General features: G+C 72.7%; 16 protein-coding genes. 6 read left to right on the top strand and 10 right to left on the bottom strand.

What is annotated here, in order from left to right; genetic code table 11:
• Positions 1-158: 158 nt before the first annotated feature.
• Positions 159-575: a hypothetical protein gene (locus tag ACZ561_RS14880; RefSeq protein ID WP_470994234.1), complete on the bottom strand. Its 417-nt coding sequence runs from the start codon at positions 573-575 to the stop codon at positions 159-161.
• A gap of 69 nt (positions 576-644) precedes the next feature.
• On the opposite strand from ACZ561_RS14880, the gene ACZ561_RS14875 reads away from it, so the two are divergent.
• Positions 645-1,409 carry a bestrophin-like domain gene (locus ACZ561_RS14875; RefSeq protein ID WP_470994232.1) on the top strand — a complete coding sequence of 255 codons (765 nt, stop codon included), beginning with the start codon at positions 645-647 and terminating at the stop codon, positions 1,407-1,409.
• Positions 1,410-1,576: 167 nt separating this feature from the next.
• A complete protein-coding gene (locus ACZ561_RS14870) occupies positions 1,577-2,137 on the top strand; it encodes a hypothetical protein (protein WP_470994229.1) in 561 nt (186 codons plus the stop codon).
• A gap of 125 nt (positions 2,138-2,262) precedes the next feature.
• On the opposite strand, the gene ACZ561_RS14865 is transcribed toward ACZ561_RS14870, so the two are convergent.
• On the bottom strand, positions 2,263-2,814 hold the full coding sequence (locus tag ACZ561_RS14865) for a hypothetical protein (RefSeq protein ID WP_470994227.1): 552 nt from the start codon (positions 2,812-2,814) through the stop codon (positions 2,263-2,265).
• A 368-nt stretch (positions 2,815-3,182) separates the two neighbouring features.
• On the opposite strand from ACZ561_RS14865, the gene ACZ561_RS14860 reads away from it, so the two are divergent.
• Entirely contained in the window at positions 3,183-3,845 is a 663-nt protein-coding gene (locus ACZ561_RS14860; RefSeq protein WP_470994224.1) for a class F sortase, read from the top strand.
• A gap of 66 nt (positions 3,846-3,911) precedes the next feature.
• On the opposite strand, the gene ACZ561_RS14855 is transcribed toward ACZ561_RS14860, so the two are convergent.
• Both ACZ561_RS14855 and ACZ561_RS14850 read right to left on the bottom strand, forming a co-directional pair.
• Complete coding sequence (locus ACZ561_RS14855) at positions 3,912-4,784, bottom strand: polysaccharide deacetylase family protein (RefSeq protein WP_470994222.1); 873 nt, start codon at positions 4,782-4,784, stop codon at positions 3,912-3,914.
• 118 nt (positions 4,785-4,902) lie between these two features.
• Entirely contained in the window at positions 4,903-6,099 is a 1,197-nt protein-coding gene (locus ACZ561_RS14850; protein ID WP_470994220.1) for a CapA family protein, read from the bottom strand.
• 260 nt (positions 6,100-6,359) lie between these two features.
• Here ACZ561_RS14850 and ACZ561_RS14845 point away from each other — a divergent pair, with 260 nt between their 5' ends.
• The 3 genes from ACZ561_RS14845 to ACZ561_RS14835 all read left to right on the top strand — a co-directional run bounded on the left by ACZ561_RS14845 (position 6,360) and on the right by ACZ561_RS14835 (position 8,069).
• The gene (locus ACZ561_RS14845) at positions 6,360-6,926 is read left to right on the top strand and encodes a sigma-70 family RNA polymerase sigma factor (protein WP_470994217.1); all 567 of its coding nucleotides are present in this window, start codon (positions 6,360-6,362) and stop codon (positions 6,924-6,926) included.
• A gap of 4 nt (positions 6,927-6,930) precedes the next feature.
• Complete coding sequence (locus ACZ561_RS14840; RefSeq protein WP_470994214.1) at positions 6,931-7,344, top strand: PaaI family thioesterase; 414 nt, start codon at positions 6,931-6,933, stop codon at positions 7,342-7,344.
• Positions 7,345-7,562: 218 nt separating this feature from the next.
• Complete coding sequence (locus ACZ561_RS14835; RefSeq protein WP_470994211.1) at positions 7,563-8,069, top strand: hypothetical protein; 507 nt, start codon at positions 7,563-7,565, stop codon at positions 8,067-8,069.
• Here ACZ561_RS14835 and ACZ561_RS14830 read toward each other — a convergent pair.
• From ACZ561_RS14830 to ACZ561_RS14805, 6 genes are all read right to left on the bottom strand, one after another.
• Entirely contained in the window at positions 8,051-9,268 is a 1,218-nt protein-coding gene (locus ACZ561_RS14830) for a sensor histidine kinase (protein WP_470994208.1), read from the bottom strand. The genes ACZ561_RS14835 and ACZ561_RS14830 overlap by 19 nt on opposite strands.
• The gene (locus ACZ561_RS14825) at positions 9,265-11,316 is read right to left on the bottom strand and encodes a sodium/solute symporter (RefSeq protein ID WP_470994205.1); all 2,052 of its coding nucleotides are present in this window, start codon (positions 11,314-11,316) and stop codon (positions 9,265-9,267) included. Before ACZ561_RS14825 ends, ACZ561_RS14830 begins: the two co-directional genes overlap by 4 nt.
• A gap of 15 nt (positions 11,317-11,331) precedes the next feature.
• Positions 11,332-11,751: a hypothetical protein gene (locus tag ACZ561_RS14820; RefSeq protein WP_376435611.1), complete on the bottom strand. Its 420-nt coding sequence runs from the start codon at positions 11,749-11,751 to the stop codon at positions 11,332-11,334.
• A 101-nt stretch (positions 11,752-11,852) separates the two neighbouring features.
• Positions 11,853-12,608 carry a LytR/AlgR family response regulator transcription factor gene (locus ACZ561_RS14815; protein ID WP_470994203.1) on the bottom strand — a complete coding sequence of 252 codons (756 nt, stop codon included), beginning with the start codon at positions 12,606-12,608 and terminating at the stop codon, positions 11,853-11,855.
• Positions 12,609-12,658: 50 nt separating this feature from the next.
• Positions 12,659-13,531: an Fpg/Nei family DNA glycosylase gene (locus ACZ561_RS14810; RefSeq protein ID WP_470994200.1), complete on the bottom strand. Its 873-nt coding sequence runs from the start codon at positions 13,529-13,531 to the stop codon at positions 12,659-12,661.
• Between the two features lie 37 nt (positions 13,532-13,568).
• Complete coding sequence (locus ACZ561_RS14805; protein ID WP_470994197.1) at positions 13,569-14,927, bottom strand: wax ester/triacylglycerol synthase family O-acyltransferase; 1,359 nt, start codon at positions 14,925-14,927, stop codon at positions 13,569-13,571.
• Positions 14,928-14,970 lie beyond the last annotated feature (43 nt).

Here is a 14,970-nt window from a genome sequence, read left to right as displayed (position 1 = left end):
CCGGGGAATCAGGGCCGTTTCACGGCGTGCTGCCCCCGACCTGTGATCATGCTCTTCGGCGTGTCCCTGTACGGATCGTCTCTCGCGCGGCCCTTGGCGGCCGCCGCGCTGTTGTGGCTCCTGGCCGCACCGGCGCCCGCCGCCGCCGATGCCTGTGCCTACGCCACGACCGGGCCCGGCGGCTCGAACACCTCGGTCGCGGTCATCGGGCCGGGGGCGTGCTCGCCCACCCCGACCCCTCCCCCGCCGCCACCGGTGCCCGAGCCGACGCCGAAGCCGACGCCGCCGCCACCGCCGCCACCGCCTCCACCTCCGCCACCGCCACCGGCGCCGACGCCCCCTCCCGTACGCGCGGATCCCCCGCCCCCGCCGAGGCAGGAGCCCCCCAAGCCCGCCCCGCCGCGGCCCGTACCGACGCCCGAGGCCCCCGCGCCGCCCACGCCGTCGCCCCCGGCTCCCTCGCTGCGCCCGCGCCCGCCTGCCGCGACCCCGGTCGCTCTGCCCGCGTACCGCCGCGCCGCGCGGCCCGAACCCAGGAGCGGTCCCTCGCTCGTGTCGATGATGCTGCTTGTCACCGCCCCCGCGGTGCTCGCGACCGCGATCCTGCGTCCCCGCTCCCGCTGAGCCCCGCCGGAGGAAACACCATGTCCGAATGGCTTGTCCTGACCATCGCGATGGCCGCCGCCTGCGCGGTCGTCCTCACCATCGTCGTCATCAACAACCGCAGGGTCCCCGACGACGACGATCCCAGCGAGACCCCCGACGTCATGGAGTACATGACGATGATGATCGGCGTGATCTACGCGATCGTGCTCGGTCTCGCCATCGCCGGTGTCTGGGAGGCGCGGGGCGCCGCCCAGGAGACCGTGCGCCAGGAGGCCCAGGCGCTGCACGAGATCTCGGCCCGGGTCGAGGTGTACCCGGTCGACGTCCGTACCCGGATCCGCGCCGATGTCGACGCGTACGTCTCGTACGTGGTCGACGAGGAGTGGAGCCACATGTCCGAGCACGGCGAGCTCAGCGAGGAGGGCACCCGGCTCCTGGAGCAGGTGCGCCGGAGCGTGACCGACTACCAGCCGGCCGACGACCACGAGGGGCAGGCGTATCAGCCGCTCGTGGACCAGGTGGCGGTGGTGGACGACACTCGGGGCGCCCGGGGCCAGAACGCGGGGGCGACCATGCCCGGGGTGGTGTGGTTCGGCCTGATCATCGGAGCGCTGGTGACGGTCGGCCTGATCTTCACCCTGCAGATCCGGCGCACCGGCCGCGAACTGCTCCTCGCCGGTCTGTTCAGCGCGCTCATCGCCTTCCTGCTCTTCCTGATCTGGGACTTCGACGCGCCCTTCGGGCGTGGGATCTCGGCGACGGCCACGCCGTTCACCGACCTGTTCCCGCACCTCGCGCGCTAGCCGGGCGCGACACGAGTGGGCCGCACGGGTGACATGAATACCCCATTCGCCCGTCTGGGATCGCGGCTGTGGTAGTGCGCTCCTAGCGTTTCGGGTATCGAGGTGCACGCCCTGTCCTTGCGCGGAAACCCCTTCCGCGGCTGCTCCTCGGGGACCCGGAGGATTCCATGCGCGCGATACGTGCCGTGTCCACTGCCCTGCTGGGGGCGGCCACTCTCGCCCTGGCCGCTCCCGTCGCCTCCGCGGCGGAGGGCGCACCCGCACCGAACCCCAATGCCGCCGGAGCGAAGGCACCGGGCGATTTCGTCGTGACACCCTCACTGGTGGCGCCGGGCGGGCGGGTGACGCTCACCGCTCCCGGCTGCCGCAGTACGACGCTGGCGTCGTCGGGCATCTTCGACACGGTGACCATCGCCCCCGGAGCCTCGGCCACCGCCACGGTGGACACGGACGCCCGGCGCGGTGCCGTCTACACGGTCGCGTTCAACTGCACCGGCGGCATCACCGACACCGTCACCCTGACCATCAGCGGCACCACGGCGTCCGCGACCACCAGCTCGACCATCCTGACCACCCCACGGGGCGTCCAGGGCGGTATCGGCGGTTCGGTCGAGGGCGTCGACACGACGGCGCTCGCGGCCGGGGCCGGCCTGGTCCTCGCCGCGGCCACCGGAACCGTCCTCGTCGTGCGGCGCCGGATGAACCCCGACCGGGGCCGGCGTCACTGACGGCGGCGACGGTGTCTCCCACCGGCCGGCGCCCGAACGCGCAACACCCGCACAAGCCCGTCGCCCCCGAGTCCTGAGGACTCGGGGGCGACGGGCGTATACGGCCGACCGGGAGGTTCGGCCGGTCAGGCCCTTCCGCTGCTCATACGGCGCCGGGCGATGAAGAGACCACCACCGAGCGCGGCCGCGGCGACGAGCGAACCGCCGACGGCCATCTCCGCGGAGCTCGGCGCGAGCGAGCCGCCGATGCCGCCCAGTGCTCCCTGACCGGCCAGTACGCGGAACGTCTGGGTGAGCGTCCGGCCGCTGCACTGGACAGCCAGGTTGTACTGGCCGGGGGTGGCGTTGTTGTGGATGCGGGCGGTGGCGGTGGAGACGCCGTTGACATTGCCGGAGAGGGTGACCGTCGGGAAGGCGTTGGACGTGACCGTGCCACCGGCGCAACCCCTGACGGTGATCGTGAGGGTCGCCCCCTGGTGGACGGCGAGCGGAGAGACGGTGACGCTGTTGGCACCGTCACCACCCCGACCGTCACCACCCCGACCATCACCACCCTGGTCGACCTGGTAGGAGCTGACGGCCAGGTTGCTGGGTCCGTGGGCGGCGGCGAGAGGGGCTGCGAGCCCGACCGCCGCGAACGCGGTGGCGGTCACCGCCAGAGTGCGTGCAGCACGCATGGTTGAACCTCCAGTGGAAGACGCCCCAAAGCGGTGCTCCGGGAGATTCGACGAGTACGCCTTCCATGACGAACCCTCACAAGCGGTGGCGACCTGCGCATTTCGGCACTGGGCCACCCCGGTGAGGCGACACGCCGGGGAAACGGCCCTGAATCTGACGGAGCCGCAGGTCACAGGCCGTCAGGGCGATTGTCAGATGATTACTCGGATGGGTGATCGTCCCCGTCACCCGGCCTGCCCTCGGGTACGAAGGGGCCGACGGGCCCCGTTCCGCTCCCCGGCAGCCGGCCGCCACCCGTTCGCCCCGCTCTGATCGCCGGTTCGGGCCGCCGCCCTTACCGTTCTGACGACGCCACGAAGGGAGAACCATGAGCCCCAAGGACTTCAGCGTCCTTGAGCCGAGAAGAAGACGCCCACCGTGGGGCGTCCTGGCTCTCGTCATGCTGTCCGGTCTGGCGATGATGCGCAACGGAGTGGACGTCGAGCTCGGCCCGCCGCAGCCCGCGGCCGCCGAGGCTCCCGACGCGAGCCTGATCGGGGCTCCGCCCCCCATGTCCACGGGCGTGGAGCCGCTGCCCCACGCCCCGGCCTCGCGCATCAGGATCCCTTCGATCCGGGTCGCCGCGCCGATCATGGACGTGGGTCTCGACCCGGCCGGCTGGATCGAGGCGCCGCCCCCGCAGGACGCCAACCTGGCCGGCTGGTACCAGAACGGCATCGCGCCCGGCCAGCGCGGCACGGCCGTCGTCGTCGGCCATGTCGACAACGCGGCGGGCCCCGCGGTCTTCTACGGCCTGGGATCGCTGGAGAAGGGCCAGCACATCGAGGTGGAGCGGTACGACGGCCGGGTCGCGGTCTTCGAGATCTACGGCATCGAGGTGTACTCGAAGAACAACTTCCCCGGGGTCCAGGTCTACTCCGACACGGGCGAGCCCGAGCTGCGGGTCATCACCTGCGGCGGCGGCTACTCCCGGGCGCAGGGCTACGAGGGCAACGTGGTGGTCTACGCACGCATGATCGGCTCCACCTGAGAGGTCGGCAGGTCCGCACGAAGGCCCCCGGCGCAGCTCCGCGCCGGGGGCCTTCGCCGTACGGACTCAGCGCCGGGGCACCGTGATGCTGTAGCCGGCGTCGAGCAGTTCTGGCAGGTACCGCCTCAGCGCGGCGACGCTCTGCGAGCGGTTCCCGCCCGCGTCGTGCGAGAGGACGACGACACCGGGCGCCGCGCCGTCCAGTACCCGGCGCACGATGCTGTCGGTACCCGGCTCCTTCCAGTCCAGGGTGTCGACGGTCCAGGCGAGCGGCTCCATGCCCAGCTCGGCGCCGATCTCGAAGGAGTGCCGGTTCCATGCCCCGAACGGGGCGCGATACCAGAGCGGGGCCGAGCCGAGGATCTTTTCGACGAGCTCACTGGTGGAGCCCAGCTCGTCCCGGATACGGGAGGGCGACAGCTTGGGGATCAGCGGGTGGGACCAGGAGTGGTTCCCGACCACGTGCCCGTCCGCGGCGATCTCCCGGACCAGGTCCCGGTTCTCGGCGACCATCTCGCCGCAGACGAAGAACATCGCCCGGCAGCGGTAGCGGCGCAGGGTGGCGAGGATCTCCGGGGTGTAGCGGGGGTCCGGCCCGTCGTCGAAGGTGAGCACCATCGAACGGCCCACGCCGGACATCCTCAGGAACGGCCGCTGCCGGACCGGGGGGAGCGCCTTGCGGAAGGCCGCGGGTGCGTCGGCCGTCATCGGCTGGAGCCGGTACGCGGAGGGCTTGAGCCGGGGGTTCGCGGGCGCGCCCGCCGCCGGCCCCTGGCCGGGAGCGGACCCTCCGGCGACGTCCGGACGGCCGCTCGGTGGCGCGCCCGGCGGCGCGCCGAAACGATCCGCCGTGAGTACTCCGACCGTGGCTGTGGCCCCGAGGGCGGCGGCGATGCGCAGCACGGTCCGCCGCCCGGTGGGCATCTGATCCTTTTTCATGACTAATAGCTCGCACGGCCGAACGCCGACGCCCCTCACCCACACCGACGGTCCGCCCGAAAACACTCGATGGGCGGACAGCCTCGGAGGGTCACCGTCCGCGAGGCACGGGCCCTCCCTACTCCCCCATCGCCAGTCCGTCCTTGGCCGCACCCCGTCCCAGGACGACGTCGCGGATGGTGTCCCGTACGGCGGTGAGGGGTTCGCCGTTCCTGATGGCGGCGTTGAGGTTGATCACCCGGCCCCGGCCGGTGTCGAACCACTGCGGGAGGAACTCGGCCCGGGTGACCTCCCAGCGCCCACCGGGAGCCGTGGGCGGGGAGAAGGTGAAGCGCCCGAGCGTTCCCTGGTTGCCGCGCGGGTCGAAGGCGCCCTCGTAGTTGACCATGTCGCCGGCGATCTGGTCGCCCATGCCGTAGACGATCCAGGTGCCGTTGACCTTCTCGTACGCCTGGGGGACATGGGCGTGGGTGCCGATGATCAGGTCGATGTCGGGCCTGCCACCGGTCCGCGAGGACGTGAGGGAGCGGCCGAGGGTGAGCTGGCGGTCGTCGGGGGCCGTCTGCCACTCGGTTCCCCAGTGGAGGCTGACCACGACGACATCGGCGCCGGCTCGACGGGCGGCCCGCGCGTCGGCGATGATCTTCCGCTCGTCGATCAGATTGACAGCCCAGGGCTGCCCCTCGGGCAGCGGGAAGCCATTGGTGTCGTACGTGTAGGCGAGTTGGGCGACGGTCGCGGGCCCCGCCCTCAACAGCGTGGGGCGGGCCGCCTCCTCGGCCGTCCGGGCCGATCCCGCGTGCCGGACACCCGCCTTGTCGAGGACGTCGAGCGTGCGGCGAAGGCCGGCCGGGCCGTCGTCCAGGGTGTGGTTGGAAGCGGTGGAGCAGGAGTCGTACCCCGTCTCCTCGAGGGCGGGGGCGACCTCGGGCGGTGACTTGAAGGCGGGGTAGCCGGTGTACGGCCCGCCTTCCGGCCCGTACACCGTCTCCATGTGGCAGATCGCCAGGTCCGCCCCGGCGACCACGCTCTTCACGCCGGAGAGCATGGGACGGAAGTCGTAGCCCTGACCGTTCGCGTCCATGGCGGCCCGGCGGATGATCGACTCGTGCGGCAGGACGTCACCGGAGGCGACGAGCGTGAAGCCGGTCCGCCCGGACGGCGCGCCGCCGACCGACGAGGGGGATGCGGGGCTCGCCGGATCCCGCCCCGCGGACGGACCCCGGGAGGTGCCGGCGTCCCCGGCACAGCCGGTGGCCGCCGTGAGCACGACGGCGAGGATGGCCACCGCCCCTTGTCTCGTACGCTGCGTCATCCGCCAACTCCGCCCAATTAGTCCTATGAACATCTCTACAGATGAATTCACAGGGCGTAAAAGCCGCAGTCAAGAGTCAAAGCCGCAGTGAACGCCAAACCCTGCCGAAAAGGATGAAGGGCCTCCGCCTGACCGTTCACCGCACCATTCGCCGCAGTGTGCGACCGCTCGTCGCAGACAGGTGCGCGTTCCCTGTCCCTTGCCGCCCACATGCGTTCGGATACGCCCGGGACGACGAGCCGGCAGGAGAGGTGTGGAGCATGACAACGGCGACGACGGCGACGACGGACGAGCGGGCCCTCGCGGAGCTGCAGCGTGACCACGGTCAGGCCCTGCTCGGCTTCCTGCTCGGCCTGACCTACGGCGACCGGCAGCGCGCGGAGGACCTGGTGCAGGAGACCTTGGTCCGCGCCTGGCTGCACCCGGAGGCGTTCTACGGGCCCTACGAGTCGATGCGCCCCTGGCTGTTCACGGTGGCCCGACGCCTGGCCATCGACGCCCGGCGCTCCCGGCTCGCCCGGCCCACCGAGATCGGCGACGGAATGCTGGCCGCCACCCCCGACCCGGCCGACGCCACGGAGTCCGCGGTCGCGGCGGTGGACGTCCGGGCGGCCGTACGGGGCCTGAGCCCCGAACACCGCGCTGTCCTGGTCCGGCTCTACTTCCACGGCCTGACCGTCAACGAGGCCGCCGCCGATCTCGGCATCCCGGCCGGGACCGTCAAGTCCCGCTCGCACTATGCGCTGCGGCAGCTCGGGCACTGCCTGCCGGGCTACCGCACCGGGCGCCGTACCGTTGCCCGTCCACGGGCCAGGGCCGCACAATGACCGCGTGACGCTGACTCTCGCCGCCGCGGAAAAGGTTCTCGCCGACAACTTCGCCCCCTGGGTGCTCGATCTGGGGCTCTCGGTGGTCGCGCTCGACGGGCAGGAGGCGGTCCTGCGTCTCCCCTGGTCCGATCGGCTCGCCCGGGAGGGCGGTGGTCTCTCGGGTCAGGCACTGATGGCCGCCGCCGACACGGCGACCGTGATCGCGGTCGCGGCGGCCCGCGGGGGCTTCGTGCCGATGACGACGGTGCAGCAGTCCATCAGCTTCCAGCGGGCAGTCGTCGCCGCGGACGTCCTGGTGCGGGCGCGGCTCACCAAGGCGGGCAAGCGGATGGCGTTCGCCGACATCACGATGACGGCGGAGGGCTCGGACGAGACGGCCGCCCACGCGACGGCGGTGTACGCGCTGCTCGGCTGAGGCCGGTCCGCGCCCCGCCCCACCCCCGGCGCGCGACTGCCACATCGTCCCCGGACGCCTCCCGTGTCCTCACGTTTCCCACCGGCACCGATCCGGCGGAGAAACGTATCCGAAACCACACGGGCGAGTTGAGCAAAGTGCGACCCGGACGCGTCTTCCTCGGTGGAGGCTCGTGGTCGGGGCTCGTCGACCGACATGTCCGGGAGAAGGTGGGAGCGTTGCTGCCCGAGAGTACGAACGGCACCAGCGGAGGGGGACTCGCCGTCCCGATGGCCTGGTTGTGTGCCGAGTTCACCGCGGACGATCTCCTGCGTACGGGGTGCCTGGTCGCGCCCGGCACCCTGGAGTACCGGGCCGGCCGGCAGACGCTGGCCCTCACCATCCATCTCTGCGCCGAAGCGGACGCCTCCTCCGGGTCGTGGTCCGCGGGCCTCATCGACGAGTGGCTGTCCCGTACGTCCTACGACCACCCCTGGCCGCAGTGGGTCCGCGAGCGGCTCGCCGCGCGGAGCCGTGCGGGCGAGGATGGTCCCGACCTCGCCATGGCGAGGGATACCTGGCGTCTGCTGGAGGCGACGCGGATCCGCGCGGCCGACCTGGGCGGACTGACGTCGGCCGGGTCCTTCCCTCAGGTCGACGAGTCCGAGCAAGTGTGGCTGCCTGCCTGGAAGTTGGGGCTCCCGCTGGGCCATCTGGCCCTGCACCTCTACGGCGCGGGCGGCTGAGGATTCGTACGGTGCACCCCGGAGCGGTACTTGGGGATCCGTACCGTCACCTTCATCCCCGCGTCGACCCCGGTCTCGATGACGAGGCCGTGCTCCGCCCCGTACACCTGGCGCAGCCGCTCGTCGACGTTGGAGAGGCCGATCCCGGAGCTTGTGGGCCGCTCCCCGAGCAGGACCGCGCGCAGGACGGCCGGGTCCATACCCACGCCGTCGTCCTCGATCACGACCACGGCCTCGGCGCCCGCGTCCTGCGCGGAGATCGTGACCCGGCAGACGTTCACGCTGTCCTCAAGGCCGTGCTTGACGGCGTTCTCCACCAGCGGCTGGAGACAGAGGAACGGCAGGGTGACCGGCAGCACCTCGGGCGCGATCTGCAGCGTCACCTTGAGACGGTCCCCGAATCGGGCCCCGGCCAGCGCCAAGTACTGCTCGATGGCGCGTAGTTCGTCGGCGAGCTGGGCGAACTCCCCGTGCCGGCGGAAGGAGTAGCGGGTGAAGTCCGCGAACTCGAGCAGCAGGTCCCGCGCCCGTTCGGGGTCGGTACGGACGAACGAGGCGATGGCGGCGAGGGAGTTGAAGATGAAGTGCGGTGATATCTGGGCCCGCAGGGCGCGGATCTCCGCCTCCACGATCCTGGTGCGCGAGCGGTCCAGCTCGGCCAGTTCCAGCTGTACGGAGACCCAGCGGGCGACCTCGGTCGCGGCCCGCACCAGCACGGCCGACTCCCGCGAGCCGTAGGCGACGAGCGCGCCGAGCACCCCGTCCTCGCCGGTGAGCGGGGCGATCACCGCCCAGCGCAGCGGGCAGGCGACATCGGTGCAGCCGGTGTGCTCCGATCTGCTGCGGCCCGAGTCGAGGATCCCGGCGACCTGGTCCATGACATGCTCGCGATGGTGCCCCTCGCCGGGCCCGTCCCAGGCGAGGAGGGCGGAGCGGTCGGTCAGACAGAGCGCCTCCGTCCCCAGGAGTGAGCGCAGCCGTCGGACGGCCTTGCGCGCGGTGTCCTCGGTGAGTCCGCCGCGCAGGGGCGGCGCGGCGAGCGAGGCGGCGTGCAGGGTGTGGAAGGTGGCCCGCTCGACGGGGGTGCCGAGGTCGAGATCCGCGGCCCCGCGGCGGGCGGCGAGCCGGCCGAGGACGAAGCCCACCGCGAGGAGAACGGCCCCGGCGGCGGTGGCCGCGGCGCACACGATCGGGGTCATCGCTTCCGCCCTCCCGGCCGGTGATCGGCCGCGCGAGACGGCTCGTCGGACCGGGGCTCGGAGTCCGCGCCGCGACCTGCTTCCGCCAGACGGTCGGCTTCCGCCCCGCGCAGGAGCTCCTCACTACGGCCGGCTTCCGCGCCGCGACCGGCTCCCGCCAGACGGTCGGCTTCCGCCCCTCCCAAGGGTTCCACCCCGCGCAGGAGCTCCTCACTACGACCGGCTCCCGCCCCGAGTCCGGGTCCCGCCCCACGGCCGGCTTCCGTCCCCCGGCCGGGGTCCGCCCGGAGATCGGAGTCCGTCCGGAGCTCCGTCCCGGGGATCTCGTCCCTCGGGACCGTGCGCCCGGTGAACTCCTCCGGCAGATGGAGCCGGGCGAGCAGGGCGGGGGTGCCGGCCGGGATGTGACGTGGGGTGGCCAGCGACACCAGGATCATCGTGAGGAAGCCCAGCGGCACCGACCAGACCGCCGGCCAGGCCATCAGGGTGTGCGGCCAGCCCTCTTCGGGCAGCCCGGCACGCGTCGCCATCACCGCCGCGAGCGCGGAACCGCCGCCCAGCAGCAGTCCGGCCATGGCGCCGGGCGGGGTGAGCCGTCGCCACCAGATGCCGAGGACGAGCAGCGGGCAGAACGACGAGGCGGAGACGGCGAAGGCGAGGCCGACGGCGTCCGCGACCGGCACCTTCGAGGCGAGGACCCCGACGGCCAGCGGGACGGCGGTGGCGAGCAGGGTCGCGAGCCGGAAGTGCCGTACCCCACGGGACGGAAGCACGTCCTGGGTGAGGACGCCGGCGACCGACATCGTGAGCCCCGACGCGGTGGAGAGGAACGCGGCGAAGGCACCGCCGGCGAGCAGCGCACCCAGCAGATCGCCGAGGACCCCACCGAGCATCCGGTCCGGCAGGACGAGCACGGCGGCGTCGGCGGCTCCGGTCAGGGCCAGTTCGGGCGCGTAGATCCGGCCCAGGGCCCCGTACACCGGCGGCAGCAGATAGAACACGCCGACCAGGCCGAGGACGACCAGGGTGGTGCGCCGCGCGGCGCGGCCATGCGGGCTGGTGTAGAAGCGGACGGCCACATGGGGCAGCCCCATGGTGCCGAGGAACGTGGCGAGGATCAGTCCGTACGTGGCGTACAGCTGATGGCCGTCGCGCCCCCCGGCCAGCGGTTGGGACCAGCCGAGGGGGTCGGCGCCGGTGGAGGCCCGGGCGGGGACGGGCGCGCCTGCGGGAAAGGCGAGTTCGGTGCCGCCCTCGACGCGATGGGCGCCCTTGTCGAGGGTGAGGGTCCGCCGCTCGTACGCGGTGTCGTCGACGCGACCGGTGACGGTGAGTGTGAGCGGGGCGTCGACATCGATCCGTACGGTGTCGGCGACGCGCACGACGGTGTGCTCGTGGAAGACCGCGGGGGCGTCGAAGCGTACGCGCGGAGCGTCGTCGCCGAACCAGGCCGCGGCGAGGAAGAGGGCCGGCACCAGCAGGGCGGTGAGCTTGAGCCAGTACTGGAACGCCTGGACGAAGGTGATGCTGCGCATCCCTCCCGCCGCGACGATCCCGGTGACGGCGAGGGCGACGAGCAGTCCCCCGACCCAGTCGGGAGCTCCGGTCAGGATCTCCAGGGTGAGCCCGGCGCCCTGGAGCTGCGGGAGGAGGTAGAGCCAGCCGATGCCGACGACGAAGAGGCTGGCGAGCCGGCGAGCGGGCGGGGACTCGAGCCGGGCCTCGGCGAAGTCGGAGAGGGTGTACGCACCCGAGCGGCGCAGCGGGGCGGCGACCAGGACGAGCAGGACCAGATAGCCGGCGGTGTAGCCGACGGGATACCAGAGCATGTCCGGGCCCTGGACGAGGACGAGACCCGCGATGCCGAGGAAGGAGGCGGCGGAGAGGTACTCGCCGCTGATGGCGGCGGCGTTGAGGCCCGGGCGGACGGTGCGGGAGGCGACGTAGAAGTCGGAGGTGGTGCGGGATATCCGCAGGCCGAGGGCGCCGATGAGCACGGTCGCCAGGACGACGACGGTGACTGCGGCCACCGCGTAGGTGTGGTTCACGTCCGGCCCCCGCGGTCAGCGGCCCTCGACGAGGCCGGTGAAGTCGCGTTCGTTGCGTTCGGCGCGGCGGACGTACCAGCGGGCGACGGCCCAGATGACCGGGTAGACGCCGACGCCGAGGGTGGCCCAGACGACGGCCTCGGGTGCGGGGAGCGCGAGGAGCAGCGGCAGCGGGCCGACGAGGAGGGCGAGGGCCACGAGGGCGGTGAGGGCGGCCTTCAGCTGGCTCCGCATCAGGGAGCGCACATAGGTGTGGCCGAGGCTGGTCTGCTCGCTGATCTCGGAGCGGGCGGGGGGATGACCGGGCGGACGACCGTGCGGGTACCGCGGGGGCGGGCCGCCCGCACGGTCGCGGAGGGCGGAGGCGCGGGTGACCGTCTCGCGCCGGGGCCGGCGCGGCGGTGGCTGCTCGGACGTCGGTGTCCGCTCCGTCATCTGTCGACCTCGCAGGGGCTGTGGAGTGAACGGAGTCTACGCAGCGGTGATGACGCAGGGTAGAGGCGTCGGCCGGCTTCCGGGGATCGGCCCCGCTGCCGTCAGCCGCCGGCGCGGCGCATGAGGAGGTCCCGCAGGTGGCGGGAGTGGCGGCGACTGACGGCCAGCTCGGTGCTGCCGACCCGGACGGAGGTGGCGCCGCCGTCGAGGCGCAGTTCGTCGATGCGGCCGAGGGCGACGAGATGGCTGCGGTGGATACGGACGAAGCCGCGATCGGCCCACCGCTCCTCCAGCGTGGACAGCGGGATACGGACCAGATGGCTGCCCTCGTCGGTGTGCAGGCGGGCGTAGTCGCCCTGGGCCTCGACGTACGCGATGTCGTCGACGGGCACGAAGCGGGTGACCCCGCCGAGTTCGACCGGTATCTGCTCGGGCGCCGTGAGCGGGGCCGCGGGTACGGCGGAGGCATGGACCAGCTCGCGGACCCGGCGGACGGCCTCTGCGAGCCGCTCGCGCCGCACCGGCTTGAGGACGTAGTCGACGGCCTTGAGGTCGAAGGCCTGGACGGCGAAGCCTTCGTGGGCGGTGACGAAGACGATCAGCGGGGGCCGGGCGAAGCCGGCGAGCAGCCGGGCGAGGTCGAGGCCGGTGAGGCCGGCCATGTGGATGTCGAGGAAGACGACGTCGATGGCGTCGTCGCCGTCCGGCCCGGCCTCGAGGGCGCGGCCGATCCTGCGCAGCGCCTCGGTCGCGTCGGTGGCGCCCTCGGCGCTGCGGACCCGCGGATCGGAACGCAGGAGGTAGAGCAGCTCTCCGAGGGCCGGCTCTTCGTCGTCGACGGCCAGTACGCGCACCATGCGGCGGAGTCTATGCGAGCGGCCGCGACCGGCTTTCCGAGCTCGGGCGGCTACTTGAGCAGCTTCGACATCCGACGGTCGGCGAGCGGTTTGCCGCCGGTCTGGCAGGTGGGGCAGTACTGGAGGGAGGAGTCGCTGAAGGACACCTCGCGGATGGTGTCACCGCAGACCGGGCATTTCTCACCGGTCCGGCCGTGGACGCGCAGGCCGCTCTTCTTCTCGACCTTCAGCTTGCCCGCGGCCAGGCCGTGGGAGCGCTCGACGGCCTCGCTCAGGGTGGTGCGGATCGCCTCGTGGAGAGCGGCGGTCTCCTCCTCGGTGAGGTTCTGGGTGGGTTTGAAGGGGGACATCTTCGCCACGTGCAGGATCTCGTCGCTGTATGCGTTGCCGATGCCGGCGATCAGGCTCTGGTCCCGCAGGGCGCCCTTGATCTGGCGCCGTTCCGTGGCGAGCAGGGCGGTGAAGGCGGCGAGGTCGAAGTCGTCGGCGAGCGGGTCGGGACCGAGGCGGGCGACGCCCGGCACGTCCTGCGGGTCGTGGACGAGGTGGACGGCGAGCCGCTTGGTGGTGCCGGCCTCGGTGAGGTCGAAGCCGTCGCCCTCGGTGAGCGCGATGCGCAGGGCGAGCGGCCCTTTGCCGGGGCGCGGCAGCCCCGAGGGCAGCGGGTCCTTCCACTGGAGCCAGCCCGCGCGGGCGAGGTGGACGAGGAGATGGAGCTCGCCCGCCTCCCCGTCGGTGGTGATGTCCAGGAACTTGCCGTGCCGGGCGACTCCGGTGACGGTGGCGCCCTCGACGGCGCCGAGGGGTGGGTCGTACGTCTTCAGCACGCTGATCGCGACGGGCAGCGCGCGGGCGATCTCCTTGCCCACCAGGTGCTCGTCGAGGAACTCGCGCAGCGCTTCCACCTCGGGCAGTTCGGGCATGACTCCACCTTCCCGCACGGGCCGTCAGGACGCGCGTTCAGACACCCCCGAGCTCTTCGAGCAGGTCGAGTTCGTCCCCGATCGCGGCGGCCAGGGCCTCGATGTCGGGGACGGCCTTGCCGTCGGCGACCAGGCCGACGTGGACCCGGCCGGCGTACGGGGACATGGCGACGGCGAGCGCCTGGCCGCGGGCGAGCGGGGCCATCGGGAAGAGCTCGCGCAGCGGGGCGCCGCCGAGGGAGAGGGCCGAGCGGGGCAGCGGAACGTTGGTGACGAGGACGTCGAAGAGGAGCCGGGCGGCTCCGGATGCCAGCGGCGCGCCGAAGCGGTGGGCGAGCGAGGGCAGTTGATCGGCGAGTACGGCGACGGCTCCGGCGCCGCGCATCGGCCCGTCGGCCTTGTTGCGGTCCATGGCCCGCCGTACGGAGGCCAGCCGGGTCGCGGGGTCGGGCTCGGTGACGGGGAGGGCGAGGAGGTAGGCGGAGAGGCTGTTGCCGGAGCCGGACGGTGAGCCGGGGCGTCGGCGCGAGACGGGGACGAGGGCGCGCGGATCGGCGGCGGGGAGCGGTTCGCCGCGTCCGTCGAGCCAGCGGCGCAGGGCGCCGGCGACGACGGCGAGGAGCACGTCGTTGGCGGTTCCGCCGGTGGAGCGGCGCACCTGGTGGACGCGTTCCAGGTCCAGGACGGCGGTGGCGACGCGGCGGGTTCCGCTGGAGTGGGCGGCGAGGGCGGAGGGGGCCCTGACGTCGATCTGGCCTGCGCGGAGGAAGGAGGCGCCGACCACGGAGGCTCCGACGTCGACGGCCCGGCCGATGTCCTCGATGCGTTCCCGGGCCGCGCCCATGATCCGGCCGGGACCGGGGAGCCAGGAGCGCGGCGGTACGTTGCGGGCGCGGCGCCCTCCGTACCTGCGGGTCGCGGCGATCTCGTCGAAGATCCCGGCTCCGATGGCGACGGCCCTCATGCCGTCGGCGAGGGCGTGGTGCAGTTTGACGAGGACGGCGAACGAGCCGTCGGGGGCGCCGGTGAGCAGATACATCTCCCAGGGCGGCAGCCCGCGTTCGACCGGCCGTTCCATGAGTTCGCCCGCGAGCCGGGCGGCTTCGGCGGCGAAGTCGGCGCCGGGCAGCGCGATCTCCCGGACGTGGCGCCGTACGTCGAACTGCTTGTCCGCGGTCCAGGCGGCGCCGCCGACGGGCAGCAGGACGTCGCGGACCTTCATGCGCAGCCGGGGGATCGCGGCGGCGCGGCGCGCGAGCAGGTCCAGGACGGTGGACGGATCGCCGTGGGCGGGGAGCGGGCCGAAATGGGCGAGCGCGCCCAGGTGCATGGGGTGGTCGGAGGATTCGAGGTGCCAGAACGCCAGATCAAGAGGCGCCAGAAGCTCACTGCTCAAGTGATCACATGTCCTCAGAGGGTGGCAGGGGATCGCAGTCAAT

The organism is Streptomyces sp. NPDC039609, assembly GCF_055596705.1.
The sequence above is the reverse complement of the archived record's forward strand: the minus strand, read 5'-3'. Positions and strand labels throughout refer to the sequence as shown.